We start from the raw sequence: 26,833 nt of genomic DNA, 5'->3' as shown, positions 1-26,833 counted from the left end.
AGCTTACCGGCTGGCGGCGCGGGAAGCGAGCCCGTCTCGCCCCGGGGGCCACTTGAGGGGCGGCCCCCCGGGTGCTACACCCTGCCCGTTCCTTCAAGCATCATGAGACTCAGCCGATGATTCCGCGCTATTCGCGGCCCGAAATGGTCGCCATCTGGTCCCCCGAAACCAAGTTCCGCATCTGGTTCGAGATCGAGGCCCATGCCTGCGAGGCGCTGGCCGAGCTTGGCGTGATCCCGAAGGAAGCCGCGAAGAACATCCGCGAAAAGGGCGACGCCGCGGTATTCGACGTCGCAAAGATCGACGAGATCGAGCGCGAAGTGAAACATGACGTCATCGCCTTCCTAACGCATCTGGCCGAATTCATCGGGCCGGATTCGCGCTTCGTCCATCAGGGCATGACCTCGTCGGATGTGCTGGACACTTGCTTCAACGTGCAGCTCGTCCGCGCCGCCGACATTCTGCTGAAGGACATGGACGAACTGCTGGCCGCCATCAAGCGCCGCGCCTTCGAGCACAAGGACACGGTCACCATCGGCCGCAGCCATGGCATCCATGCCGAGCCCGTCACCTTCGGCCTGAAAATGGCCGAAGCCTATGCGGAGTTCGCCCGTTGCCGCGAGCGTCTCGTGAACGCCCGCGCGGAAGTCGCCACCTGCGCCATTTCGGGCGCCGTCGGCACCTTCGCCAATATCGACCCCCGCGTGGAAGAACATGTCGCCAAGGCCCTGGGTCTCGAGCCGGAGCCGGTCTCGACGCAGGTCATCCCGCGCGACCGCCACGCCATGTTCTTTGCAACCCTCGGCGTCGTCGCCAGCTCGGTCGAGCGCGTCGCCACCGAAATCCGCCATCTTCAGCGCACGGAAGTACTTGAGGCGGAAGAATATTTCTCCGAAGGCCAGAAGGGTTCGTCGGCTATGCCGCACAAGCGGAACCCTGTACTGACGGAAAACCTCACCGGCCTTGCCCGCGTCGTGCGCGGCATGGTGACGCCCGCGCTGGAAAACGTCGCCCTCTGGCACGAGCGCGACATCTCGCACTCTTCCGTCGAGCGCATGATCGGCCCGGACGCGACCGTCACCATGGACTTCGCGCTGTCGCGCCTCACCGGCGTCATCGACAAGCTGCTCGTCTATCCGGAGACCATGCAGAAGAACATGGACAAGCTGGGCGGCCTGGTGCACTCGCAGCGCGTCCTCCTCGCCCTGACGCAAAAGGGCGCCAGCCGCGAGGACGCCTACCGCCTCGTCCAGCGCAATGCCATGCCCGTCTGGCGCGGCGAAGGCAATTTCCTCGAGCTGCTGAAAGCCGACCCGGATGTGAAGAAATATCTGACGGACGAGGAAATCGAGGAGCGTTTCGATCTCGGCTACCACACCAAACACGTCGACACGATCTTCGCCCGCGTCTTCGGCCCGGAAGCGATGAAGCAGGCGGCGGAGTAAGGCCTTGCGTGTGTTTTCAGGCTGAGTCGCAACCGCTAACCTCAGTCTTCGTCTCAGTATTCGAGGGAACATGAACGCAGTCGTCAATCACAAGGGACAAGTCACCATTCCCAAGAAGCTCCGTGACGAACTAGGCTTTGAGCCCGGTACGGCCATAGAATTTGAGGTAACCAAGGATAAACGTATCCTAATGTCCAAAGCTGATCGCAGCCCGTTCACACGGATTCGGGGCCGAGCAAGCATCAAACTCGGCACCGAAGAGATCATGAAACTGATGCGAAATTGATTTTTGCGGTAACTTTCAAGTCTTTAGACTAAACGCCTAGCTGGTCCTTTCCCCGCAATCATCCAGTCCAGCGTGTAGTCTGTTAGATTTGAAATATTAACAAGCAACTCTGCATCAGGAATTACCTCACCGCGCTCATAACGCCGGTAAGTCAAAGGCTCAATATCCAACGCCGAAGCAAAGTCAGTCGCTGTGTTGAAGCCAGCAGTCATTCGCGCAGCCCGGATACGCTCACCGATATCGCGCTTCAGCTTAGCGGGCACCTTCCGTCTCGATGACATGGCACATCTCCAAACTTAGATAACCAAAAATGTACTTCATACACTCTTGGTTATCAAGCGGAGCTTAATTTAGGACGACAACGACAGGTTCTCCCCTTCACCCCGCCGTCATATTCGGTCCTATACTCGGATCCAAACGCAACTCATGAGGCCCGATATGACCGATTTCCTGCGCACCGCCTTCGACGGCTCGCGCCGCCGCCGCATCTATCTCTTCCGCCATGGCGACGTCTCCTATGTCGACGATGCAGGCAACCGCGTGGCCGACCCCAAAACCGTGCCGCTGACGGAATGGGGCCGCGAACAGGCGACCCGCACCGGACAGGCGCTCGCCAACATCCCCTTCGACCGCGCCGTCGCCTCCAGCTATCCGCGCTCGCAGGAGACCGCCCGCCTCATTCTCGAAGGCCGCGGCCTCGAGGTGGAACCGCATGACCGCTTCGTCGAATTCAACGGCGACCCGGCATTCCGCAACGCCGTCACCGACCTGAACGAGATCGCCTATTCCTTCAGACACGCCCATGTACCGGGTGCGCGCTATAATGGCGGCGACAGCTTCGAGGAGGTGAATGCGCGCGTCGTCGCCGCGCTCGAAGAAGTGATTGCCGATCCGGAGTGGGACACGCTCGCCCTCGTCGCCCATGGCGGCATCAACCGTCTCGTCATCGGCTGGGCGCTCGACACGGGGCTTTCCACCTTCTGCGCGCTCGACCAGAACACCTGCTGCGTCAACGTGATCGACTTCGACGAGCATCCGGAAACCCGCGAGATCTCCCGCAAGACGCTCCGTGCCGTGAACGTCACCGTTTACGACGTGGTGAAGGAAGGCAATCATCTGCTCTCGCTGGAACAGATCGCCACCCGCCTCCGCGCCAAGGCGCTGCCCGCCTGACTATTCCCCTCAAGTAAAAGTTCGTCATTGCGAGGAGCGAAGCGACGAAGCAATCCAGTTCTGAATCTGCCGCTCTGGATTGCTTCGCTTCGCTCGCAATGACGTTTTAATTCAGCCTGCCTTCTTCACGAACTTGTCGCTCTCCGACTTCGCCGATGTGAAGCTCGACGAAAGCTGGCTCTGGTCGGCATCGGCATAGCTCACCGCCTTGTGCAGCGCATTGGCGGTCGCGTTCACCGCCTCCTTCACCATGCGCACGGCCGGCGCGGGCATGGACGCGGCCTCCCGCGCCATCTCCATCGCGCGCTCTACCGCCTTGCCGTCTTCGGCCACCTCGTCGACGATGCCCCAGTCCAGCGCATGCGCCGACCCCATCCGCTCGCAAAGGATACAGATGCGTTTCGCACGCGCCGGACCCACCAGCGTCACGAGACGCGGCAGCGCGCCCCATTGCAGGTTGATGCCGATCTTCACCTCCGGCACATAAAGAAAGGCGTCCTTCCCCATCACGCGCCAGTCGAGCGCCAGCGGCAGCGCAACGCCCGCGCCCACCGCCATGCCGTCGATGGCCGCGATCGTCACCTGCGGCATGTCCTCCCACGCCTGGCAGAGTTTCACGCCGCGGTAATAGACCTGGCGGCGCTCCAGATCGCCCTCCGCATCCTCGTCCCGCGTGGACCGCTCCTTGAGGTCGATCCCGCCGGAAAAGGCTTCGCGCGTGCCCGTCAGCACCACCGCCTGCACCTCCAGATCGTCCTGGAAGCGCCGCGCGACATCCGTCAGCTCGACGATCGTTTCCTGATTGAAGGCATTGCGATTGCCCTTGCGGTCGAACCGAACCAGCGCCACCGGCCCGTCGCGCTCCACCGTCACATTCCTGTAGTCGCCCATTATCTCTCCTCCCTTTTCTTGTTGTGAGGAGAGTTTGGCGTCTGGAACGCAGGCAACGCAAGCTGTCGCGCCGCCTTACTTGCCTGCGCTTCCCTTCTCCGGCAGCGCATAGGCCATGATGTAGTCGCCAAGCTTCGTGCCGGCGCGCGCATGGCCGCCCGCCGCGATCACCACATATTGCCGTCCCTTCCATGTATAGGACATGGGCGTCGCCTGCCCACCGGCTGGAAGCCGCGCCTTCCACACCTCGTCGCCCGTCTCCGTCGAATAGGCGCGAAGATAATTATCCATCGTCGCGCCGATGAAAATGAGCCCGGTTTTGGTGACGAGCGGCCCGCCGAAACTCGGCACGCCCCATTCCAGCGGCAGCGCGAGAGGCGTCATGTCGCGCACCGTGCCGAACGGTTTGCGCCAGGCGATCTCGCCCGTCTCCATGTTCACCCCGATGAGATAGCCCCAGGGCGGCGGCGTGCAGGGAAGTCCCAGCGGCGACATGAAGAGATCGCGCCGCATGCCATAGGGCGCGCCGGCCTGCGGCGAGATTTCCGCGCCCTCATGCGTTTCCTTCTCGCCTTTGACCTTGTCGCTCGGAATAAGCGTGACGACATGCGCCATGCTGTTCATGTTCACCACGGCGATGTTGCGCTTCGGGTCGAAGGCAAGCCCGCCCCAGTTCGCCCCGCCCCCGTTGAAGGGATAGAGGATCGTGCCCTGAAGCGACGGCGGCGTGAAAAGCCCCTCGCTGCGATAGTGCTGCAAACGGCGATTGCAGGAAAGCTGATCAAAGGCGACCACGCCCCAGCTACCGCCCTTGTCGAGCTTTTGCGGAATGAGCGCGGGCGGCTTCACCGGAAAGGGCTGCGTCGGCGACAGCGTCTCGCCCGGCACGTCGGATGGCGGCACCTTGCGCTCTTCCACACCGAAAACGGGCTTGCCCGTGTCGCGGTCGAGCACGAACAGAAAGCCGGTCTTGGTCGCCTGGATAACGACATCCTTCGGCTTGCCGTCATGCATGATGGTGGCAAGCGTCGGCTGCGCGGGCAGGTCGTAATCCCAGACATCGTGATGCACGGTCTGGAACGACCAGACCACCTGCCCCGATTCCACATCCACCGCGACGACGGAATCGGCAAGCTCATTATTGCCCGGCCGACCGCCACCGAAAAAATCCGGGCTCGCGCTGCTCGTCGGCAGGAAGACGAGCCCCCGCTCGGCATCCACCGACATGGGCGCCCAGACATTGGCAGCCCCCACCTTGGCAAGTCCCGGCTCCCGGTTCTGCGGGTCCAGCGGATCGAACGTCCAGATGGGCTCGCCGCTGCGGGTATCGAATGCCCGCACCACGCCCGACGGCGCATCGGTGCGCGCATTATCGGAAATGGAAGAGCCGACGATCACCACATTATGGACCACCACCGGCGGCGAGGTGATCTGGAACTCGCCGGGCCAGATCAGCAGCCTGTCCGGTCCCGCATCGACCATGCCGGGCGTGATGCGCGAGCCGAACCCGTTGCAGACCTGTCCGTTATGCGCATCGAGCGCGATCAACCGCGAATGATTGGTCGCAACGAAAATACGCTCCGAACAGCCCTGCCCCGCCGGCGCCGAACTGTCCTTCCAATAGGCCACGCCCCGGCAGACATATTGATTGGCGGGCCGCAGCGTCAGCGGCAAATGCGGGTCGAAACGCCATTTCTCGTCGCCCGTGGCCGGGTCGATGGCGATCACCTCATTATAGGGCGTGCAGAAGACGAGGCTCCCCGCCACAAGGATCGGCGTCGCCTCGAAAGCCGTGCGCCCCAGCACCTTGTCCGTTTTCCCGTCCAGCGCGCCCGTCCGGAATGTCCAGGCGGGCGCCAGCTTCGACACGTTTTCCGGTGAGATCCGGTCCGCCGCGACATAGCGCTGCCCGCCCGCATCGCCGCCATAGGAGGCCCATCCCCCGTCCGCCATGGCGTCGCCCGCGCGGGCCGGCGCGATCAGCAGGCAGAACAGGACGCAGACACCGATAATCCGAAAGGCGCGCATGGCCATTTTCCATTTTTATAATGAACCATTCATTCATATATTATACCCTGCCCGGGAAGGCAATGATTTCCGAATGAGAGCGGGATGCGGAAGAAGAGCGAAAAACGTCTGGAACAGATCGCCGAGGGCGCCGTGGACTGCTTCACGGAGCTGGGCTTCCGCCGCGCCCAGATGGCCGATATCGCGAAAGCGGCGGGCGTTTCCGTCGGCACGCTCTATCTCTACGTCACCGGCAAGGAAGCCCTGCTCCACCTCGCCATCCTGCGCGCCTGCGAGCGCCCGCTGGAAGGGCTCGCCCTGCCGCTGAAAGCGACCTCGATGCGGGAAACAGTGAAAGTCGTGGCGGCGCGCCGGGCGGAAATCGTGAAACTGCCCTCTCTCGCCGCCGCCCTCGGCAAGGGCGCCACACCCGGCATCCCGGAGCTGGGAGCAATCGGCGGCGAGTTCTACGACCTGATGCACGGCGCGCGCCGCGCCGTCTGGCTCATGAACCGCCTCGCTCTGGAAATTTCGGAAATCGACGCCCTGCAGGCGACGGCCATGCGCGGCGATTTCCGCGACGAACTGGCCGCCGTTGCACTGAAAATCGTCGGCCGGCGCGGCAAACCGGGCCCCGATCTGAAACTGGCCGCCCGCATCGCCCTGGAAGCGATCTCATGGACGGCCATGCACCGCATGCGCGAAACGCCTGCCAATGCGATCGAGGGCCTCACCGAGGAAATCGCGCGGGAGGCCGCCGCGCACAGCTTCGCCTCGACGCTGATATCGGCCGCGACCGAAGGCCGGGCCGATAGCCGCGCCCTTCGCCTCAGCCCGTGACCTGACGGACCGCCTCTTCCATCAGCTCCGCCATGGTCCGGCGGATCTGGTGGTCGGACTGGTCCACGCCCCGCTCGTCCAGATCGCGGCGCACCTTGCGGAACACGTCCTCCTCGCCCGCTTCCTCGAAATCGGCAGCCACCACTTCCTGCGCATAGGCGTCGGCCTCGGGGCCGGTAATCCCCATCAGCTCCGCCGCCCAGAGCCCCAGCAGCTTGTTGCGCCGGGCCGTGGCCTTGAAGCGCGTTTCCTCGTCATGAACGAATTTGTTCTCATAGGCTTCACCACGCTTGTCGATATTGGACATGTGGATGCTGCTCCATCTCTTGGCGCCACTGACCGGCCGATCCGGACAGATTTCCCGCTCACATTACAGGACATAGGCACGGAGGGTCCCCGATACCAGACGAGCCGGGCCGCCCCTTGAACCCGGCCGCTCGGAACCAGATATAACGCTTTGTTCTGGAATGGTTTTTGGCGGCGTATGAGGTTTTACGCAGCCGCGAAAGGCGCCGATTGTATCCCCCCCTCCCTTGCGCTAATTTGCGCCTGCCGAAGGGGCGATTCCGAAGGCCCCTTTCTCCCGAGGCCCGGTGGGCCCGGATCGGGAGACCTGCCCCGCATTTCGTCCCCAAGGCCCATGAGCCCCGGGGGCGCCAACCGAATGGATTCAACAATATGAGCCGGCGCAGACGCGTTTACGAAGGCAAGGCCAAAGTCCTTTACGAAGGCCCGGAACCGGGCACGCTCGTCCAGCATTTCAAGGACGACACCACCGCCTTCGACGCGACGAAACATGCCGTCATCGAGGGCAAGGGCGTCCTGAACAACCGCATCTCGGAGTTCGTCTTCACGCGGCTGAACGACATCGGCGTGCCCACCCATTTCATTCGCTCGATCAATATGCGCGAGCAGTTGATCCGCGAAGTCGAGATCATCCCGATCGAGGTCGTGGTGCGCAACGTGGCCGCCGGCTCGCTGGCCAAGCGGCTCGGCCTCGAAGAAGGCACGCTGCTGCCCCGCTCCATCATCGAGTTCTATTACAAGTCGGACGAACTCCACGATCCGATGGTCTCCGAAGAGCACATCACCGCCTTTGGCTGGGCCTCTCCGCAGGAGATCGACGACATGATGGCGCTGGCACTGCGCATCAACGACTTCCTGACCGGCCTCTTCCTCGGCATCGGCATCCGGCTGGTGGACTTCAAGGTGGAGTTCGGCCGCCAGTATGAAGGCGACATGATGCGCATTCTGCTCGCCGACGAAATCAGCCCGGACAGCTGCCGCCTCTGGGACATCAAATCGAACGACAAGCTCGACAAGGACCGTTTCCGCCGCGACATGGGCGGTCTCATCGAAGCCTATCAGGAAGTCGCGCGCCGCCTCGGCATTCTCTACGAGAACGAGCCCAAGCGCCGCGGCCCGACGCTGGTGAAATAAGGACCGGCCCCGCCCCTCTGTCGTCATTGCGAGCGTCCTTCGGGACGCGAAGCAATCCGGAAGGCGGCAGATGATGAAATGGATTGCGTCGTCGCTGCGCTCCTCGCAATGACGGCAGCCATCCGAAACCAAGGACACGGAAGACGCATGAAGGCCCGTATCAAAGTCACGCTCAAGAACGGCGTTCTCGATCCGCAGGGGAAAGCCATCCAGCACGCGCTCGGCGCGCTCGGTTTCGACGGCGTGGAGGGCGTGCGTCAGGGCAAGTTCATCGAGGTGGAACTGGCCGAAACCGACAGGGCGAAGGCCGAGGCCGCGCTCGACGAGATGTGCCGCCAGTTGCTCGCCAACACGGTGATCGAGAATTACGCCATCGAGCTGGACGAGAAGTAAGCATGAAATCGGCCGTCATCGTCTTCCCCGGCTCCAACCGCGAACGCGACATGCTGAATGCGCTGGAAATGATTTCCGGCACGCGCCCCGCCGCGGTCTGGCATGCCGATAGTGAACTGCCCGATGTGGACCTCGTCGTCGTCCCCGGCGGCTTTTCCTATGGCGACTATCTGCGCACGGGTGCCATCGCCGCCCGCGCCCACATCATGCCCGCCGTCGCGAAGGCCGCGGAGCGCGGCGTACGCGTGCTGGGCGTGTGCAACGGCTTCCAGATCCTCTGCGAGACGGGCCTCCTGCCGGGCGTCCTCATGCGCAATGCGGATCTCAAATTCGTCTGCCGCGAAGTGATGCTCGAAACCGCCAATGCGGATACCGACTTCACCCGCAAATATGCGCAAGGGCAGGTCTGGCGCTGCCCCGTCGCCCATGGCGAAGGCAACTATTTCGCCGATGAAGCCACCATCGAGCGCCTGGAAGGCGAAGGCCGCGTGGGCCTGCGCTATGCGAAGGGCGACAACCCCAACGGCTCCATCAACGACATCGCCGGCATCCTCAACGAACGCGGCAATGTGTTCGGCATGATGCCGCACCCGGAAAACATGATCGAAGAGCTGAACGGCTGCACCGATGGCCGGGCCCTGTTTGAAAGCGTATTGGAGGCCGTGGCGTGATCCGTAACGACATCGAAATCACGCCGGAACTCATCGCCGAGCACGGCCTGAAACCGGACGAGTATCAGCGCATTCTGGACCTCATCGGCCGCGAACCGACGCTCACCGAGCTCGGCATCTTCTCGGCCATGTGGAACGAGCACTGCTCCTACAAATCCTCCAAGAAATGGCTGCGCACCCTGCCCACCACCGGCGAGCGCGTCATTTGCGGCCCGGGGGAAAACGCGGGCGTCGTCGATATCGGCGACGGTCAGGCCGTCATCTTCAAGATGGAAAGCCACAACCACCCCTCCTATATCGAGCCCCATCAGGGCGCGGCGACCGGCGTGGGCGGCATTCTGCGCGACGTCTTCACCATGGGCGCGCGCCCCGTCGCGGCGCTGAATGCGCTGCGCTTCGGCGAACCGGACCATCCCCGCACCCGCCATGTCGTCTCGGGCGTCGTCGCGGGCATCGGCGGCTATGGCAATTCCTTCGGCGTGCCGACCGTCGGCGGCGAAGTGAATTTCGACCCCTCCTATAACGGCAACTGCCTTGTGAACGCCTTCGCGGCGGGCCTTGCCGATACCGACAAGATTTTCTATTCCGAAGCCAAGGGCGTGGGCCTGCCCATCGTCTATCTCGGCTCCAAGACCGGCCGCGACGGCATTCACGGCGCAACCATGGCGTCTGCGGAGTTCGATCAGGACACGGAAGAAAAACGCCCCACCGTCCAGATCGGCGACCCCTTCTCCGAAAAGCTGCTGCTCGAAGCCTGCCTGGAGCTGATGGCGTCGGGCGCCGTCATCGCCATTCAGGATATGGGCGCTGCCGGCCTCACCTGCTCGGCGGTCGAAATGGGTGCCAAGGGCAATCTCGGCGTGGAACTCAACCTCGATGCCGTGCCCTGCCGCGAAGAAGGCATGACGGCCTATGAGATGATGCTGTCGGAAAGCCAGGAGCGCATGCTCATGGTGCTCGACCCCGCCATGGAAGAGCAGGCGAAAGCGATCTTCCGCAAATGGGATCTCGATTTCGCCATTGTCGGAACCACCACCGACGATCTGCGCTTCCGCGTCCGCCAGCATGGCGACGTCATGGCCGACCTGCCGATCAAGGAACTGGGCGACGAGGCCCCGGAATATGACCGCCCCTGGGAAGCGACGCCGAAACCGGCTGCGCTCGATCCCTCCTCCCTCCCCGCGCCGAACGACATCGGCAAGGCGCTCGAAAAGATGATCGGCCTGCCCGACATGTGCTCGCGCCGCTGGGTCTGGGAGCAATACGACCACCTCATTCAGGGCAACACCTCGGTGGGCCCCGGCGGGGACGCCGCCGTCATCCGCGTGGACGGCACGGAAAAGAAGGGCCTCGCCTTCACCGTCGACGTGACGCCGCGCTATTGCGCCGCCGACCCCTTCGAGGGCGGCAAGCAGGCGGTCGCCGAATGCTGGCGCAACCTGTCGGCCGTCGGCGCGGAACCGCTCGCCGTCACCGACAACCTCAATTTCGGCAACCCGGAAAAGCCCGACATCATGGGCCAGTTCGTCGGCTGCATTCAGGGCATCGGCGAAGCCTGCCGCGCGCTGGACTTCCCCGTCGTCTCCGGCAATGTCTCCCTCTACAACGAGACCAACGGACAGGGCATCCTGCCGACGCCTGCCATCGGCGCCGTGGGCCTGCTGCCGGATGTGACGGCGCGCGCCACCATCGCCTTCAAGGCGGGGAACGACGCCGTCATCGTCCTCGGCGACACGAAAGGCCATCTCGGCCAGTCCATCTACCATCGCGACCTTGCCGATGGCCGCGGCGACGCCTCCGCCCCGCCCCCGGTCGATCTCACGCTCGAACGCCGTCACGGCGACTTCGTCCGCGAGGAAATCCGCGCCCGCCGCGTCACCGCCGTCCATGACGTCTCCGATGGCGGCCTGCTGGTCGCCCTGGCCGAAATGGCGATGGCCGGCAATATGGGGGCGGAAATCACCGCGAAAACCGACCTGGCCCTCCATGCCTGGGCCTTTGGCGAGGATCAGGGCCGCTATGTCGTCACCGTGCCGGACGGCGAGGCGGACGCCCTCCTCGCCCGCGCCGAAAAAGCCGGCATTCCGGCCGCCCGCATCGGCACCACCGGCACCCATGAATTGACACTCAATGGCGGCACGCCCATATCTGTGGCGGGGCTGAAGGCCATCCATGAAGGCTGGCTCCCGACCTATATGGCCGCGGCCCCCGAACTTTAAGGCTTCGGCCAAGCTCAAGAGGAGCGCTGTACGACATGGCGATGACCGCCTCCGACATCGAACGCCTCATCAAGGACGCCATTCCGGACGCGCAAGTCGAAATCCGCGATCTGGCCGGCGACGGCGATCATTACGCCGCCACCGTGATCTCCGAGGCCTTCAGGGGCAAGACGCGCGTACAGCAGCACCAGATGGTTTACGGCGCACTCAAGGGCGGCATGGGCAACGAGCTTCACGCCCTCGCCCTTCAGACCAGCGCGCCCGAGAACTGAACGACACAGTTGAACTGCATAGCCCGTCGGCCCTCCAAAAGGCCCGCGCGGGACGAGAGGATAAAAAGATGAGCGACAATCCGGTCTTCGACCGCATCAAGGGCGAACTCGACACGAGCGACGTGGTGCTCTTCATGAAAGGCACGCCCGTCTTTCCGCAATGCGGTTTTTCCAACGCCGTGGTGCAGGTGCTGACCTATCTCGGCGTCCCCTTCCACGGCGTGAACGTGCTGGCCGACGAGGACATCCGTCAGGGCATCAAGGAATTCTCCGACTGGCCGACCATCCCCCAGCTCTACGTAAAGGGTGAGTTCGTCGGCGGCTGCGACATCGTCCGCGAAATGTTCGAACAGGGCGAGCTGCGCGAATACCTCGCCTCCAAGGGCATCGAGACAGAAGCCGCGCAGCAGTAAGGCGAGCGCGATAGGAAACAGGGAAACCCCGGATTTTCCGGGGTTTTTTATTTGAACGCGCTTGTTCTCGTCATCACGCTCCGAATGCGCCCCTTGATATTGAGGTAGCAAAATGCTACCTTTCATCCACGGATAAGGAGGCGCATATGGCACAGTCTGTAAAGTTGAGCGACGATGTTATGGCGCTGGTACGCAACGAGTCGGACCGGCAAAGCAGATCCGTGGCGGGACAGATCACCCACTGGCTTCGCATCGGGCGCGCCATCGAGCTATCCGGAAACTTCGACTACCGGCGCATCGGCGCCGCGCTTGACGCCTCTCTCTCCCCCGATGAACTGACGGCGGAGGAACAGGAGGTCTGGCTCAACGCTTTTGCCGAGAAGATGGCGGAACCGAGCGAGACGGAAAAAACCTTCTTCAAGCGGCGGCGGCAATTGGGCCTCGGTGTCGGTCTTGCCGACAATGGCGAGATCGTCAGGGAATCCGACGCCTCGTGATCCCGACCATGGTTCTGTTGGCCGGTCCCAACGGGGCCGGCAAATCGACCCTCTACGAAACGCGCATTGCCCCGAGCTTTGGAGCGCCCTTCATCAACGCCGACCTCATTCAGCGCGGCGAGCTGGACGACCCCTCGCCCGAAGCGGCCTATCGCGCACTGGAAATAGCTGCGAAGCGTCGCGAAGAACATCTCGCACAGGGAAAAAGCTTCGCTACTGAGACTGTCTTCTCCCACCCCTCCAAGCTGGAACTGGTCAATCGGGCAAAAGCGCTGGGGTTCACCGTGATCCTTTTCCATGTCGGCGTGGACAAGGCCGACCTCTCGGTGGAACGGGTCAGAGAGCGTGTTGTCGAAGGCGGTCATCCGGTCCCGGAGCAGAAGATCCGCGAACGGTATGACCGAAACGGCCCGCTGATCCGCGAAGCCATGCTGCTTTCCAGTCGGGGCTTCGTCTTCGACAACTCGCGATTGAACGAACCTCCCGAGCGGATCATGGCCTTTACCGACGGGCGTGTGACATTCGTCAAACCGTTATTGCCGGCCTGGACCCTCGAAATCTATCGACAGGATCTTTTGCGTTAGACCGCGCAGCAGTAGTCGAACTGCCATCGGAACGAAGAAAGGCCCCGGAAAAATCCGGGGCCTTTTTCTTTGACCGTCACCCCGGGCTTGCCCCGGGGTCCATAGGGCGTCGCCATCTGCCTCGGCCTTCCCATGGATGCCGGATCAGGTCCGGCATGACGCTTGACGAGGGAAAACAAAAAAGGCCGCTCGAAAGAGCGGCCTTTTCGTATTCGCTATCGCTCGACTGAAAAATCAGCTGCGCGAATAGAATTCGATGACGAGGTTCGGTTCCATCTGCACCGCATAGGGCACATCGGAGAAACCCGGCGTCCGCACGAACTTGGCGGTCAGCTTGTCATGGTCGGCGTCGATGTAATCCGGCACGTCGCGTTCCGGGCTCTGGATGGCTTCGAGCACGAGGCCCATCTGCTTGGAAGCGTCCTTCACCTCGATCACGTCGCCCTCGCGGACGCGGTAGCTCGGAATGTTCACGCGCTTGCCGTTCACCTTCACATGACCATGGGTCACGAACTGGCGGGCGGCGAAGACGGTCGGCACGAACTTGGCGCGATAGACGATCGCGTCCAGGCGGCGCTCCAGCAGGCCGATCAGAAGCTCGCCCGTATCGCCCTTGAGGCGCTCGGCTTCCTTGTAGATGGCGCGGAACTGCTTTTCGGTGATGTTGCCGTAGAAACCCTTGAGCTTCTGCTTGGCGCGAAGCTGCACGCCGAAGTCGGAGAGCTTGCCCTTGCGGCGCTGGCCGTGCTGGCCGGGGCCGTAATCGCGGCGGTTCACCGGGCTCTTGGAGCGACCCCAGATGTTTTCGCCCATACGGCGGTCGAGTTTATGCTTGGCGGCAATGCGCTTTGACATCGCTGTTTCCTTTCAAAAAAACCAAGGAAACGCGCCCTCCTCTGCCTCGAGTTGCCTCGAAACCGACAGGAACCGGCGTAAAGCGTATCCGGCCCTCGGGTGCGTATATTTCATATGAAACGGGACCGACCTCAAGGCCCGCCCCGCAAGGCCGTTCTTCTAGCCCCTGGGCCCGCCCGTGTCAATCCGCCATCGGGCGGCCCGAAGAGCCGATTTCCGCGCGAAATCAGGGGGTTCGGCCTATTCGTCGCCGTCCGGATCCTTCTCCGGCCCCTGCCCCTTCGGCACGCTGCGCACCAGCGAGGCGACGATCCCCCGGAAGGTCCGGACCTCCTGCTCCGTCATACCCGAGCGCCCGAAAAGATTGCGGATCGAGCGCACCATGCCGGGCCGCTTGTCGTCGGTCCGGAAGAACCCGTGCGCGTCGAGTTCGCGCTCCAGATGCTCGTAAAACATCAGCAATTCTTCCTTGGTGGCAGGCCGCCCTTCGCGCATTTCCAGCGTTTCGGCCTCCGTCTCGTCCGCCGCCTTGTGCCACTCATAGCTCATCAGCAGCACGGCCTGGGCCAGGTTCAGCGAGGAAAAGGCCGGGTTGAGCGGCACCGTCAGCACCGCGTCCGCCAGCGCCACATCGTCATTATGGAGCCCCGTCCGCTCCGGCCCGAACAGCACCCCCGCCTTGCCCCCGCCCGCGAAGGCCTCGCGCAGCCGCGCGGCGGCGCGATCCGGCGTATAGACGAGCTTCACCATGTCCCGCGGGCGCGCCGTGGTGGCCAGCACATAATCGAGATCGGCCACCGCCTCCGCCGTCGTCTCGAAAACGCGCACATTCTCGATCACGATATCGGCGCCCGCCGAGGCCGCGACAGCGCGGCCATTGGGCCATCCGTCCCGGGGGCTGACGAGTCGCAGATCGGTCAGCCCGAAATTGAGCATCGCGCGGGCAGCCGTGCCGATATTTTCGCCAAGTTGAGGTGCCACCAGCACAATGGCGGGGCTTTCTTCACCCAGCGTCACACCCGACTTTCTACGATCCGTTCCGGCCATCGTTCCGACATGCGTTTTTGGTCAAACAAGCCTGCGTCAATAAGGGATCGCCTGTCTTTAATCAATGCGCCAGCGGTGTTATAGGAGAGCCACGCAGGTCTTCGATCGAAGACCGCCCCCGCCGGTCCTCGCCGACCCCCCGTCCGTTATGTTTCGAAGGGTAGCTCCATGTCCAAGATCAAAGTGAAAAATCCGGTCGTCGAACTCGATGGCGACGAGATGACCAGGATCATATGGAAGCTGATCAAGGACAAACTCATCTTTCCCTATCTCGACATCGATCTGAAATATTTCGATCTCGGCATCGAACACCGCGACGCGACGGACGACCAGGTCACGGTCGACTCCGCGGAGGCCATCAAGCATTACGGCGTCGGCGTGAAATGCGCGACCATCACCCCGGATGAGGCGCGCGTCGAGGAATTCGGCCTGAAAAAGATGTGGCGCTCGCCCAACGGCACCATCCGCAACATTCTGGGCGGCACGGTGTTCCGTGAGCCGATCATCTGCCGCAACATTCCGCGCCTCGTGCCCGGCTGGACGGAACCGATCGTGATCGGCCGTCACGCCTATGGCGACCAGTATCGCGCCACCGACTTCCGCGTGCCCGGCAAGGGCAAGCTGATGATGAAATGGGTGTCGGAAGACGGTTCCGAGACCATCGAGGAAGAAGTCTTCGACTTCCCCGGCAGCGGCGTCGCCATGGGCATGTACAATCTGGACGACAGCATTCGCGACTTCGCCCGCGCCTGCTTCAAATATGCGCTGCCGCGCAAATACCCCGTCTATCTCTCGACCAAGAACACGATCCTCAAGGCCTATGACGGCCGCTTCAAGGATCTCTTCGCCGAGGTTTACGAGAACGAGTTCAAGGCCGAGTTCGAAAAGGTCGGCGCCCTCTACGAGCACCGCCTTATCGACGATATGGTCGCCTCCTCACTCAAATGGTCCGGCGGCTATGTCTGGGCCTGCAAGAACTATGACGGCGACGTGCAGTCCGACACGGTGGCGCAGGGCTTCGGCTCGCTGGGCCTCATGACCTCGGTCCTGATGACGCCGGACGGCGAAACGCTGGAAGCCGAGGCCGCGCACGGCACGGTGACGCGCCACTACCGCAACCACCAGAAGGGCGAGGCGACCTCGACCAACTCCATCGCCTCCATCTTCGCCTGGACGCGGGGCCTCGCCCATCGCGCCAAGCTGGACGACACGCCAGAGCTGGAAGAATTCGCCCACACGCTGGAAAAGGTCTGCGTGCAGACCGTGGAAAGCGGCCACATGACCAAGGATCTGGCCCTGCTGGTCGGCTCCGAACAGTCCTGGCTCTCCACCGAAGGCTTCCTCGACAAGGTCGAGGAAAACCTCGCCAAGGCCCTGAAAAAATAGAGGCGCTGAAGAAGTAAGGGCTTTTCACTTCCCTATCCTTCGATGTCATGCCCGGACCTGATCCGGGCATCCAGCCCTGTGCCTGCGGCGTGTAAAGACGTGGATGGCCCGGACAAGCCGGGCCATGACGATCTACTCCGGTGCGGACTGCGCCTCCTGGGCGCGCTCCGCTTCCTGCCTTTCGGCTTCCGCCTCGCTGCGCCGCCTCAGCTCGGCGAGCCGGTGCTCGGCCACCTGCGCCACGGTATTGCGGACATCCGGGTGGCGCCGCATGAAGCGCGCGAAATCGTCCGATTGCAGCGTCAGCAGCGTACAGCGCGTGATCGCCGTGATCGTCGCCGCCCGGCGGCGCTGATAGAGCAGCGCCATCTCGCCGAAAAAGGCGCCGTCCTCCAGCGTGATCGGGCCGTCGGGAAAATCGAGCTGCACTTCGCCGGAAAGCAGGAAATACATCGCGTCCGCCTCTTCCCCCTTCCGTGCGATTACCGTACCCGCCTCCACCACACGCGCATTCAGATGTTCGGCCAGCCGCGCAATGGTCAGTGCGTCGAACTTTGAAAACAGCGGCACCCGCGCCACCATTCCCCAGGTCACCACGAATTCGCGCCGGTGGATTTCCTGCGCAAAGCCCGCCGACACGATGGCAATGGGCAGCGCGAACATGCCCAGACCGAAGATCATCACCATCCCGCCCGCGATCTTGCCGAGCACCGTCACCGGCACGACATCGCCATACCCGACCGTCGTCAGCGTGGCGAGCGCCCACCACATGGCCGCGGGCACGGAGCCGAAGACCTCCGGCTGCACATGCCTTTCCAGCTCATACATCACCGTCGCCGACAAAAGCAGCAGGCCGCCCATGATGATGAGCGCGCCCGTGATGGCGTGACGTTCATTGTAGAGGACGCGGGCGAGCGAGGAGAGCGCGGGCGAATAGCGCCCGAGCTTCAGGAACCGGATCAGCCGGAAAATCCGGAGGAAGCGCAGATCCAGCGGAACGAAGACCCCCAGCCAGAACGGCAGGATGACCGCGAGGTCGATCAGCATCGGCCAGGTGCGCGCGAATTGCAGCCGGATCCGCCAGGAAGGCAGCTCCTCATGCTCGCTATGCTCCACGCACACCCATAGCCGGGCCGCATATTCGGCAGTGAAGATCAGAATCGAAACGAGATCGAAGAGCGCGAAGGCGGATCCATATTCCGCCGCCAGCGGTTCCACCGTCTCCAGCGCAAACGCCGCCGCGTTGGCGAGGATGAGCGACACCATGAAAAAATCGAAGACCCGGCTCGGCCAGTCGCTGGTGCGGCCCGCCTCCAGGATGATGTAGAGGCGGCCGCGCACCCCCTCCAGCGGACCGGGAGCCGGCCCCCCGCCGTCATCGGCCCCGCCGGAAGATCCGGCAGGCCTATGCGCCGGTTCAGGCGGCACCCGCCAACTCGCCGACGGCGGCGCTCACGGCGTCGAGCGCCGCATCCGCCTTGGAAGCATCCGGCCCGCCCGCCTGCGCCATGTCCGGCCGGCCGCCGCCGCCCTTGCCGCCCAGGGCCGCCGCACCGGTCTTCACAAGGTCCACCGCGTTGTAGCGCGCGGTAAGATCGTCCGTCACGCCGACGGCGATGCCCACCTTGCCGTCTTCCGACACGGCCACATAGGCGACGATGCCGGACCCGACCTGTTTCTTGCCCTCGTCGATGAGGCCGCGCAGGTCTTTCGGGTTCACCCCGTCGAGGCGGCGCGAGAGAAGCTGCACGCCGTTCACGTCCTTCGCGGAAGGCTGCTCGCCGCCGCTTCCGCCGCCGCCCGCCAGCGCGAGCTTCTTTTTCGCTTCGGCCAGTTCGCGCTCCAGGCGCCGCCGCTCATCCACCAGCGAATGCACGCGCGAGGGCAGATCGTCCACCGTCGTCTTCAGCGCGCCGGCCACTTCCCGCGCAATGCGTTCCTGTTCGGCCAGATAGCGCCGCGCGCCCTCGCCCGTCAGCGCCTCGATGCGCCGCACGCCGGAGGCGACCGCGCCCTCGCTCACGATCTTGAAGATGGCGATATCGCCGAGCCGTCGCACATGCGTGCCGCCGCACAGCTCTACGGAATAGACGCCGTTCGCCTTCTCCTCGTCGAGCCCCATGGAAAGGACGCGCACCTCGTCGCCATACTTTTCGCCGAAAAGCGCCAGCGCACCGGCCTCGATCGCCTTGTCCGGCGTCATGATCCGTGTACTGACATCGGAGTTCTGCCGCACCACGCGGTTCACGATTTCCTCGACTTCCGCGATCTCCTCCTGCGTCATCGGCTTGGGGTGGCTGAAGTCGAAGCGCAGCCGGTCCGGCATGACGAGCGACCCCTTCTGCGTCACGTGATCGCCCAGCACCCGGCGCAGCGCCTCATGCAGGAGATGCGTCGCGGAATGGTTCGCCCGCGTCGCATCGCGCCGTGCCGTATCGACCTTCATCTCCACCACATCGCCGACCTTCAGCGTGCCGCGCGTCAACTCGCCGATATGCACATGCAGCGCACCGAGCTTCTTCTGCGTATCCTCGACCGGGAACTCCGCGCCCTTGGGCGTGAAGATCACGCCGGTATCGCCGACCTGGCCGCCGGACTCGCCGTAGAAAGGCGTCTGGTTGGTCACGATCTGCGCGCTGGCGCCGGCGGAAATCTCATCCACCTCCTGCCCGTCCATGACGATGGCGACGATCTTGCCTTCGCCGTCGTCGGTCTCGTAGCCGAGGAATTCGGTCGCGCCCACGCGGTCGCGCAGCTCGAACCAGAGCGTTTCCGTCGCCTGCTCGCCCGAGCCCGACCAGGCCTTGCGCGCTTCCTCGCGCTGGCGCTGCATGGCGGCGTCGAAGCCGTCCATATCGACCGTCATGCCCTTGGCGCGCAGCGCGTCCTGGGTGAGGTCGACCGGGAAGCCATAGGTGTCGTAGAGCTTGAAGGCGACTTCGCCCGGCAGCACGCCCTTCGCCGCCTGGCTCTCCACTTCCTCGTCGAGCAGCTTCAGCCCGCGTGCCAGCGTCTCGCGGAAGCGCGTTTCCTCCAGCTTCAGCGTTTCGGTGATGAGCGCTTCGGCGCGGCGAAGCTCTGGATAGGCCGCGCCCATCTGCTGCACGAGCGCCGGCACCAGCCGCCACATCAACGGCTCGTCCACGCCCACGATCTGCGCATGGCGCATGGCGCGGCGCATGATGCGACGAAGCACATAGCCGCGCCCTTCGTTCGAGGGCATCACGCCGTCGGCGATCAGGAACGAGCTGGAGCGCAGATGGTCCGCGATCACGCGATGGCTCACCCCGTGCGGCCCGTCGGGATCGGAATTGGCCGCATGAGCCGATGCCTCGATCAGCGCCCGCATCAGATCGGTCGCGTAATTGTCATGCGTACCCTGCAGCACCGCGGCGATGCGCTCGAGCCCCATGCCGGTATCGATGGACGGCCGCGGCAGGTTGAGCCGCTCGCCGTCGCCCTGCTGATCGAACTGCATGAAGACGAGATTCCATATCTCGATGAAGCGGTCGCCGTCCTCGTCCGGGCTGCCGGGCGGGCCGCCGGGAATGTGGTCGCCATGATCGTAGAAGATTTCCGAGCACGGACCGCAGGGGCCGGTATCGCCCATCTGCCAGAAATTGTCGGCGGTCGGAATGCGGATGATCTTGCTGTCGGGAAGACCCGCGATCTTCTTCCACAGCTCGAACGCCTCGTCGTCTTCGGAATAGACCGTGGCGATGAGCTTTTCCTTCGGCAGGCCGAATTCCTTCGTCACCAGCTCCCAGGCGAATTCGATGGCATCCGGCTTGAAATAATCGCCGAAGGAAAAATTGCCGAGCATCTCGAAGAAGGTGTGGTGGCGCGCCGTATAGCCCACATTGTCGAGATCGTTATGCTTGCCGCCCGCGCGCACGCATTTCTGCGAGCTGGTGGCGCGGCTATAGGGCCGCGTCTCCTGCCCCGTGAACACGTTCTTGAACGGCACCATGCCCGCATTGGTGAAGAGCAGCGTCGGGTCGTTGTTCGGCACAAGCGAGGCGGAGGGCACGATCTCGTGCTCCTTCGACGCGAAATAGTCGAGAAATTTGGCTCTGATCTCGTTTAGGCCGGACATGGGAATAGATCTCGCAAATTGAACGCTTCGCTACTTTGGAGCCGTTGCCCTCAACGGGCTAACTGCCTCTCTCCAAAGGCAATATAAGGCCCACGCTTTTACCTGTCGCCCTCGGTGCTGTCCAGCAAGGGCCCCGAATGAGAAATAGACGCGAAACAGATATGAAACAGACGAAAAAAGCGGCGCCGGGGTTCCGGCGCCGCTCTGTTTCAAGGGATGTCCGGGGCGCGGCCTCGCGCCCCGACCGCTATCTAGCCATTGGCCTCCAGGCCCTCGGCATCGTCGAAATCCCCGTCGTCCTCCGCATCCGGCCCGACATCCATGATCTTCTCGGCCAGCAGCCCCGCATTCTGGCGGATCGCCGCCTCGATCTCGTCGGCCATGTCCGGGTTTTCCTTCAGGAAATTCTTCACATTCTCCCGGCCCTGCCCGATGCGCTGCGAATTGTAGGAGAACCACGAGCCGGATTTCTCCACGATCCCGGCCTTCACGCCGAGATCGATGAGTTCGCCCGTCTTGGACACGCCCTCGCCATACATGATGTCGAATTCGACCTGCTTGAAGGGCGGCGCGACCTTGTTCTTGACCACCTTGATGCGGGTCTGGTTGCCGACCACCTCGTCGCGATCCTTGATCGCGCCGATACGCCGAATATCGAGACGGACGGAGGAATAGAATTTCAGCGCATTGCCTCCCGTCGTCGTCTCCGGGCTGCCGAACATCACGCCGATCTTCATGCGGATCTGGTTGATGAAGATCACCATGGTATTGGACTTGGAGATCGAGCCGGTGAGCTTGCGAAGCGCCTGGCTCATCAGGCGGGCCTGCAGGCCGGGCAGCGAGTCGCCCATTTCGCCCTCGAGTTCGGCCTTGGGCGTCAGCGCGGCGACAGAGTCCACCACCAGCACGTCCACCGCGCCGGAGCGCACCAGCGTATCGGCGATTTCAAGCGCCTGCTCGCCCGTATCGGGCTGCGAAATCAGAAGGTCGTCGAGTTCCACGCCCAGCTTGCGGGCATAGACCGGGTCCAGCGCATGTTCGGCATCGACGAAGGCGCAGACGCCGCCCTTCTTCTGGGCTTCGGCCACCGTATGCAGCGCCATGGTCGTCTTGCCGGAGCTTTCAGGCCCGTAGATCTCGATCACGCGGCCGCGCGGCAGACCGCCGATCCCCAGCGCGATGTCGAGGCCCAGCGAGCCCGTGGATATGGCTTCGATCTCCACCACCTGCTCGTTCTTGCCGAGCCGCATGATGGAGCCCTTGCCGAAATTGCGCTCGATCTGGCTCAGAGCCGCCTCAAGCGCCTTCTTCTTTTCGGAATCGTCTTTTGCCACGAGGTTCACAACATTCTTGGACATGGACCTGCACCCCTTATTTCATACCGATTTGTCCCGCGCAATTTCAGTTAATGTACCTATTTTGTTCCCAATGGCAAAGATATTTTCAACCAATTGATTTTAAAATGAATTTCAGGACAAGTTCGCGTGACGTTCACGCAAGGAAACCCGACTCGCGCACCCGGTCGGCCGCGCGTGCCGCGCAGCGCCCCGCCGCCCTCGACCGATTCCGCCTTACGCCCGCTTCCGGCTCCAGGCGTCGCTCCAGTCATGGATCGGCGCGCCCTCGGCTTCCAGAATGGGCCGCATCTCGTCGAAGGCCCGGCCGATCCGGTAAAAAGGAATGCGCGGGAAAAGATGATGGATCAGGTGATAGGTCTGGAACATGTCCAGCGCCGTCACCAGCCCGTGAATGGGCCGGGGCAGCAGGAAGACGCTGGTATCCGTATAGCGCTCGCGCGACACATGCGGGTGGTGCGGCAGGTAATTGAAGATGAGCCCGATGAAGGCGACATTGAGGAAGGTCGGCACGATCCACAGCATCAGGATCTCGCGCCAATAGCCGAACCAGAACCCCGCCGCCACCAGCGACCAGGCGGTGATGTGATGCGCCGCCGCGATCCAGTAGCCGCGCCGCTCCTTCGGGTCCTTCCAGAAGCCGAATTTCGTCATCAGATAGATGTAATGCGGCGTCTGGGTGAAGAAGCGCAGGACGAGCAGCACGGGGTTCGTGCCCGCGCACCAGGTATCGGGGTCGCGCTCGAAATCGTTGGTATAGCGGTGATGCACCATATGCATCGTGTCATAGCCGCGATAGGGAATGAGCGTGGCGATACCGCCGATCCAGGCGAGCGCCGGGCTCAGCCATTTCCAGCGCGGGTCGTCCCCGCCGATCGCGCGGTGAAGCCCCTCATGCACCGCCATGAACTGCATCAGAAGCAGATAGCCATTGGCCAGCATCGCCGCCCAATAGGGCCACCAGCCCGCCAGCGCGGCATAGCTCGAAAGCCCCAGCGCGGCGAGCGAGCCCAGCGAGGTGGCCACCGTGCCCCAGGCGACGTCGCCCATATAGCGCCGCGCAATGGTCAGCGCCGCGCGGTGATGTTCCATATGCGCGTCCGACGCCGCGGCCACGGGGCGCGAGCTGCCCGCTTCCACTGCTTCGAGTGTCGTCATTGCCAAAAAAGAGCCCTCCGCCAATCGACGGCCCGCCCGGCCGAATACATGGCTGTTCCGGTAAAATAGGCCAGATGCCCGTAAAGGGCCAGTCTCGACGATGAAAGGCGCCCGCCGCCGGGACGAAATGCCGCCCTCAGCCGTTCATCACATCCTTCACCATCGAGGCAAGCTGCTTCAGCGAGAAGGGCTTGGGCAGGAAGTGGAATTCCTGATCCGGGTCGAGGCTCTTGGCGAAGGCGTCCTCCGCATAGCCGGAAACGAAAACGATCTTCGTATCGGGAATCCTGCCCTTGAGTTCCTTGACCATGGTGGGCCCGTCCATATTGGGCATCACCACGTCGGAGACGACGAGATCGATCCGCCCGTCGAAACCGGCCACCACGTCGAGCGCCGCCTCGCCGCTTTCTGCCTGCAACACCTCATAGCCGCGCGTCTCCAGCGCCCGGGCGGCAAAGGTGCGCACCGCGTCCTCGTCTTCCACCAGCAGGATCGTGCCCTTGCCGGTCAGGTCGGCGGCCTCCGGCGGCGGCACCGCGATCTCTTCTTCATTGGCCGCCTTTTCGGCCGCCGTCTCCACATAGCGCGGCAGATAAATGCGGAAGCTCGTCCCCTTGCCCACCGTGGAATACGGGAAGATATAGCCGCCCGTCTGCTTCACGATGCCGTAAACGGTGGAAAGGCCGAGCCCCGTCCCCTTGCTGGGATCCTTGGTCGTATAGAAGGGCTCGAAAATCTTGCCGAGATTTTCCTTCGGAATGCCGAAGCCCGTATCCGACACCTCGATCAGCACATATTCGCCCACCGGCATCAGCGCATGGTCGAGCGCGCGGCTGTCCTCCTCGCTCACATTGGCGGTGCGAATGGTCAGCCGCCCGCCCTCGGGCATCGCGTCGCGCGCATTGACGGCCAGGTTCATGATGACCTGTTCGAGCTGGTTCTGGTCGACCTTCACAAGGCCGAGATCGCGCCCATGCACGATCTTCAGTTCCACCTGCTCCGTCAGCAGCCGCGCCAGCAGGTTCTGCAATTCGGCAAGCGAGTCCGTCAGCGACAGCACCTTGGGGCGCAGCGTCTGGCGGCGCGAGAAGGCGAGCAACTGCCGCGTCAGGTTCGCCGCGCGATTGGCGTTCTGCTTGATCTGCACCACATCGGCAAAGCTCGGATCGCCTGCCTGGTGCCGCGCGAGCAACAGGTCGCAAAAGCCGATGATCGCGGTCAGCAGATTGTTGAAATCATGCGCCACGCCGCCCGCGAGCTGGCCCACCGCCTGCATCTTCTGCGACTGGGCGAACTGCATTTCGAGCGATTTCTGCTCCGTCGCATCGATCAGATAGACGACGAGCGACGCTCCCTCGCCCGTATCGATCCGCGCGGCATAAAGCTGCGCCACGCGGTCGGGATGGTTGAGCAGGTGAATGTCGACCGCCGGTCCGGCGGTCTGCCCCGCGCTCGTATCGGACAGCGTTTCCAGCACGGCGGGCCGGTCGTCCTCGACCAGCAGCTCGGCCAGCGCCTGCCCGCGCACCGCTTCCCCGCCCACATAGGCCATGAAGGCGCTGTTGGCGTTCTCGATCCGGCCTTGCGTATCGACGGTCGCAATCCCGATGGGCGCATTGTTGAAGAAACGCGCAAAGCGAAGCTGCGCATCCCGCGCATTGTCCTGCCCCTCGCCCGACAGCTCGCGGTCGAGCGCCAGCACGCACCAGCCCTGCCCGCCATCGCGGCGGATCCGCCGCGCCACGACGCGCACCGGCAACAGCGTGCCGTCCGTCTTTTTCAGTTCGGCATCGACCGGCCCCACGAAACCGGGCTCGTCCCCCTCGGCGTCGAGAATGTCGGAAAACGCGCTCGCCGCGATCGCATCGAGCGTCGTCCCCTGCTCGGCGATATGGCCCGCATCGAGCCCCAGCCAGCCGGCCAGCGCGGCATTGGCATAATCGATCTCGCCGCCCGGGCCGACGATGAAAAGCCCCGCCGGCGCCCCGTCGAGATAGGAGGTGAAGGCGTCGAGCTTCCGTTCGGCGACTTCCAGCCGCTCGCGTTCCACGGTCAGGTCGCGGAAAAGCCACACCGCCCCGCCCCGCGCCCCGCTCATCGGCCGCACGATCACCTTATAGATGCGGGTAAAGCCGCTGCGGATCGCCAGTCGCACTTCCTCGTCGGCGGCAAAGCCGGTGCGCGCGGCCTGCGCCAGCCGGAAAGCGATCTCCGCGGAATCCGCCCGCCCCGCCAGCAGCCTTTCCAGCGAGGCCGGGCGCTCGTCCTGCGCATAGACGCCTGCCAGATGGCGATAGGCCTCATTGGCAAAAAGCACCGCCCCGCGCCTGTCCGTCACATAACAGGGGTCGGGCAGCGCATTGAAGGCTTCGGCGGCCGCGAGCGGCGAGCGCGTCAGATCGTTCGCCCCCGCCGAAACGAACCCGAAAAACGCGGCGAGCGCGATGGCAATCAACCCCGTCGCCATCAGCGCGCCGCCCATATCGAACAGGCGCACCCCGACGAGATCGAGAAGCGTGGCAATGATACCGAAGGAAACGGCGGCGATAATGATGACGAGACGCGGCGTCAGCAGGGCGTTGCGCGGCCCGGGGCGAAACCCGGCCTGCTCGATCCCCTCTCCGGGCGCATCCTCGCCCTTCGTCATGTCGGCCGGCGCGTCAGCCATGCCCTGCATTCTCCCGCCAAAAACCACTCTGCCCGAATCGCAGTCTATCGCGAATAGGATCAGTTTTTAGCGAATTTACCCTTAAGACGCATCACGTAGCCGATCACCTCCGCCACGGCCTTGTAATGCTCGGGCTGGATCGGCTGGTCGACCTCGACGCTGGCATGCAGCGCACGGGCGAGCGGCGGGTTTTCGAGCACGGGAATATCGTGCGACTGCGCGATTTCGCGGATCTTGAAGGCGATGGCATCCATACCCTTGGCGACCACGATGGGCGCGCCCATGCCCTGCTCGTATTTGAGCGCCACGGCATAATGGGTCGGGTTGGTGATGACCACGGTCGCTTCCGGCACGGCGGCCATCATGCGCTTGCGGCCGCGCTCCACGCGGATCTGGCGCAGCTTCGCCTTCACCGTCGGATCGCCTTCCATCTGCTTGTATTCGTCCTTCACTTCCTGAACGGACATGCGCTGCTTCTTCATCCACTGCATCCGCTCGAACATGTAGTCGAGCACGGCGACGACCGTCATCACCGCGATGACGCCCGCCAGCATGCGCAGCGCCATGGTCTGCACCGCGGGCAGCAGCAGCGTCACGTCCCATGTCATCATCAGGCCGAGCCGGTCGCGTTCCGGCCAGGCGATCAGGAAGGTGACGAGCCCCACCACGGCCATCTTCACGATGCCCTTGACGAGGTTCATCACGCTCTTGGGCCCGAACAGCCGCTCCATCCCCTTCATCGGCGAGATCTTGGAGAGCTTCGGCTTCATGTTCTCGCCCGTGAACACCGGCATGTGCTGCACCACATTGCCCGCGATCGCCGCGACGATGAGGATCAGCAGCGGAATGGCGATGGCCCCCATCACCGACTTGCCGAGCCCCAGCCAGACAAGCCGCAGATGTTCCGCGTCCATGGGGATCGCCTCGGGCTGCGCGATGAAGATGCGCAGATGATCCATCAGCGCCCCGGCCGTGGAATTGCCCAGCATCATGACGGCGAGCGCACCGCCCAGCATCACGAACCAGGCATTGACCTCCTGGCTCTTGGGGGCGTCGCCCTTCTTGGCGGCGTCGTCGAGTTTCTTTTGTGTCGGTTCTTCTGTTTTTTCTGAATCGTTTTCTTCCGCCATGCCTCTC

25 protein-coding genes are annotated in these 26,833 nt (G+C 63.5%); 13 read left to right on the top strand and 12 right to left on the bottom strand.

The window, feature by feature from the left end; genetic code table 11:
• Positions 1–116: 116 nt before the first annotated feature.
• Together purB and FHS78_RS07310 are read left to right on the top strand one after the other, a co-directional pair.
• Entirely contained in the window at positions 117–1,445 is a 1,329-nt protein-coding gene (purB, locus tag FHS78_RS07315; protein ID WP_167092532.1) for an adenylosuccinate lyase, read from the top strand.
• 70 nt (positions 1,446–1,515) lie between these two features.
• Positions 1,516–1,731: an AbrB/MazE/SpoVT family DNA-binding domain-containing protein gene (locus FHS78_RS07310; protein ID WP_167092530.1), complete on the top strand. Its 216-nt coding sequence runs from the start codon at positions 1,516–1,518 to the stop codon at positions 1,729–1,731.
• A gap of 23 nt (positions 1,732–1,754) precedes the next feature.
• Here FHS78_RS07310 and FHS78_RS07305 read toward each other — a convergent pair whose 3' ends face one another.
• Positions 1,755–2,012: a helix-turn-helix domain-containing protein gene (locus FHS78_RS07305; RefSeq protein WP_167092527.1), complete on the bottom strand. Its 258-nt coding sequence runs from the start codon at positions 2,010–2,012 to the stop codon at positions 1,755–1,757.
• Positions 2,013–2,169: 157 nt separating this feature from the next.
• On the opposite strand from FHS78_RS07305, the gene FHS78_RS07300 reads away from it, so the two are divergent.
• Positions 2,170–2,904, top strand: coding sequence for a histidine phosphatase family protein (locus FHS78_RS07300; RefSeq protein ID WP_167092524.1), 735 nt, complete (start codon positions 2,170–2,172; stop codon positions 2,902–2,904).
• A gap of 111 nt (positions 2,905–3,015) precedes the next feature.
• Here FHS78_RS07300 and FHS78_RS07295 read toward each other — a convergent pair whose 3' ends face one another.
• Together FHS78_RS07295 and FHS78_RS07290 are read right to left on the bottom strand one after the other, a co-directional pair.
• Positions 3,016–3,795, bottom strand: coding sequence for an enoyl-CoA hydratase/isomerase family protein (locus tag FHS78_RS07295; RefSeq protein WP_167092521.1), 780 nt, complete (start codon positions 3,793–3,795; stop codon positions 3,016–3,018).
• 75 nt (positions 3,796–3,870) lie between these two features.
• Positions 3,871–5,823: a pyrroloquinoline quinone-dependent dehydrogenase gene (locus FHS78_RS07290; protein WP_246220378.1), complete on the bottom strand. Its 1,953-nt coding sequence runs from the start codon at positions 5,821–5,823 to the stop codon at positions 3,871–3,873.
• 84 nt (positions 5,824–5,907) lie between these two features.
• Here FHS78_RS07290 and FHS78_RS07285 point away from each other — a divergent pair, with 84 nt between their 5' ends.
• Entirely contained in the window at positions 5,908–6,642 is a 735-nt protein-coding gene (locus tag FHS78_RS07285) for a TetR/AcrR family transcriptional regulator (protein ID WP_167092518.1), read from the top strand.
• On the opposite strand, the gene FHS78_RS07280 is transcribed toward FHS78_RS07285, so the two are convergent.
• On the bottom strand, positions 6,632–6,949 hold the full coding sequence (locus FHS78_RS07280) for a DUF1476 domain-containing protein (RefSeq protein WP_167092515.1): 318 nt from the start codon (positions 6,947–6,949) through the stop codon (positions 6,632–6,634). The genes FHS78_RS07285 and FHS78_RS07280 overlap by 11 nt on opposite strands.
• 371 nt (positions 6,950–7,320) lie before the next feature.
• Here FHS78_RS07280 and purC point away from each other — a divergent pair, with 371 nt between their 5' ends.
• The 8 genes from purC (at position 7,321) to FHS78_RS07240 (ending at position 13,131) form a co-directional block, all read left to right on the top strand.
• Positions 7,321–8,082, top strand: a complete 762-nt coding sequence (gene purC / locus FHS78_RS07275; RefSeq protein WP_167092512.1) for a phosphoribosylaminoimidazolesuccinocarboxamide synthase — start codon at positions 7,321–7,323, stop codon at positions 8,080–8,082.
• Positions 8,083–8,229: 147 nt separating this feature from the next.
• On the top strand, positions 8,230–8,475 hold the full coding sequence (gene purS / locus FHS78_RS07270; protein ID WP_167092509.1) for a phosphoribosylformylglycinamidine synthase subunit PurS: 246 nt from the start codon (positions 8,230–8,232) through the stop codon (positions 8,473–8,475).
• Positions 8,476–8,477: 2 nt separating this feature from the next.
• Positions 8,478–9,146 carry a phosphoribosylformylglycinamidine synthase subunit PurQ gene (gene purQ, locus FHS78_RS07265; protein WP_167092506.1) on the top strand — a complete coding sequence of 223 codons (669 nt, stop codon included), beginning with the start codon at positions 8,478–8,480 and terminating at the stop codon, positions 9,144–9,146.
• Entirely contained in the window at positions 9,143–11,365 is a 2,223-nt protein-coding gene (gene purL / locus FHS78_RS07260; protein ID WP_167092503.1) for a phosphoribosylformylglycinamidine synthase subunit PurL, read from the top strand. The genes purQ and purL overlap by 4 nt, the downstream gene beginning before the upstream one ends.
• A gap of 35 nt (positions 11,366–11,400) precedes the next feature.
• Entirely contained in the window at positions 11,401–11,637 is a 237-nt protein-coding gene (locus FHS78_RS07255) for a BolA family protein (RefSeq protein ID WP_167092500.1), read from the top strand.
• Positions 11,638–11,705: 68 nt separating this feature from the next.
• Complete coding sequence (gene grxD, locus FHS78_RS07250; RefSeq protein WP_167092497.1) at positions 11,706–12,050, top strand: Grx4 family monothiol glutaredoxin; 345 nt, start codon at positions 11,706–11,708, stop codon at positions 12,048–12,050.
• A 146-nt stretch (positions 12,051–12,196) separates the two neighbouring features.
• Positions 12,197–12,547: a TA system antitoxin ParD family protein gene (locus tag FHS78_RS07245; RefSeq protein ID WP_167092494.1), complete on the top strand. Its 351-nt coding sequence runs from the start codon at positions 12,197–12,199 to the stop codon at positions 12,545–12,547.
• A complete protein-coding gene (locus tag FHS78_RS07240) occupies positions 12,544–13,131 on the top strand; it encodes an AAA family ATPase (protein ID WP_167092491.1) in 588 nt (195 codons plus the stop codon). Before FHS78_RS07245 ends, FHS78_RS07240 begins: the two co-directional genes overlap by 4 nt.
• 234 nt (positions 13,132–13,365) lie before the next feature.
• On the opposite strand, the gene rpsD is transcribed toward FHS78_RS07240, so the two are convergent.
• Both rpsD and FHS78_RS07230 read right to left on the bottom strand, forming a co-directional pair.
• Positions 13,366–13,986 (bottom strand): 30S ribosomal protein S4, encoded by a 621-nt coding sequence (rpsD, locus tag FHS78_RS07235; protein WP_167092487.1) that lies wholly within the window; start codon positions 13,984–13,986, stop codon positions 13,366–13,368.
• 240 nt (positions 13,987–14,226) lie between these two features.
• Positions 14,227–15,033, bottom strand: coding sequence for an RNA methyltransferase (locus tag FHS78_RS07230; RefSeq protein WP_167092473.1), 807 nt, complete (start codon positions 15,031–15,033; stop codon positions 14,227–14,229).
• Positions 15,034–15,201: 168 nt separating this feature from the next.
• On the opposite strand from FHS78_RS07230, the gene FHS78_RS07225 reads away from it, so the two are divergent.
• Positions 15,202–16,419 (top strand): NADP-dependent isocitrate dehydrogenase, encoded by a 1,218-nt coding sequence (locus FHS78_RS07225; protein ID WP_167092470.1) that lies wholly within the window; start codon positions 15,202–15,204, stop codon positions 16,417–16,419.
• A 132-nt stretch (positions 16,420–16,551) separates the two neighbouring features.
• Here FHS78_RS07225 and FHS78_RS07220 read toward each other — a convergent pair whose 3' ends face one another.
• The 6 genes from FHS78_RS07220 to flhB form a co-directional block, all read right to left on the bottom strand.
• Positions 16,552–17,760 carry an ion transporter gene (locus FHS78_RS07220; RefSeq protein WP_167092468.1) on the bottom strand — a complete coding sequence of 403 codons (1,209 nt, stop codon included), beginning with the start codon at positions 17,758–17,760 and terminating at the stop codon, positions 16,552–16,554.
• Positions 17,761–17,836: 76 nt separating this feature from the next.
• Positions 17,837–20,515, bottom strand: a complete 2,679-nt coding sequence (alaS, locus tag FHS78_RS07215) for an alanine--tRNA ligase (RefSeq protein WP_167092463.1) — start codon at positions 20,513–20,515, stop codon at positions 17,837–17,839.
• A 251-nt stretch (positions 20,516–20,766) separates the two neighbouring features.
• On the bottom strand, positions 20,767–21,873 hold the full coding sequence (gene recA / locus FHS78_RS07210) for a recombinase RecA (protein WP_167092460.1): 1,107 nt from the start codon (positions 21,871–21,873) through the stop codon (positions 20,767–20,769).
• Positions 21,874–22,086: 213 nt separating this feature from the next.
• Positions 22,087–23,028 carry a fatty acid desaturase family protein gene (locus FHS78_RS07205; RefSeq protein WP_167092457.1) on the bottom strand — a complete coding sequence of 314 codons (942 nt, stop codon included), beginning with the start codon at positions 23,026–23,028 and terminating at the stop codon, positions 22,087–22,089.
• Positions 23,029–23,164: 136 nt separating this feature from the next.
• Entirely contained in the window at positions 23,165–25,696 is a 2,532-nt protein-coding gene (locus tag FHS78_RS07200) for a hybrid sensor histidine kinase/response regulator (protein WP_246220377.1), read from the bottom strand.
• Between the two features lie 59 nt (positions 25,697–25,755).
• Positions 25,756–26,826 (bottom strand): flagellar biosynthesis protein FlhB, encoded by a 1,071-nt coding sequence (gene flhB, locus FHS78_RS07195; protein WP_167092454.1) that lies wholly within the window; start codon positions 26,824–26,826, stop codon positions 25,756–25,758.
• Positions 26,827–26,833 lie beyond the last annotated feature (7 nt).

Origin of the sequence: Parvibaculum indicum, from assembly GCF_011762095.1 — a bacterium.
GTDB lineage: Bacteria > Pseudomonadota > Alphaproteobacteria > Parvibaculales > Parvibaculaceae > Parvibaculum > Parvibaculum indicum.
The sequence above is the reverse complement of the archived record's forward strand: the minus strand, read 5'-3'. Positions and strand labels throughout refer to the sequence as shown.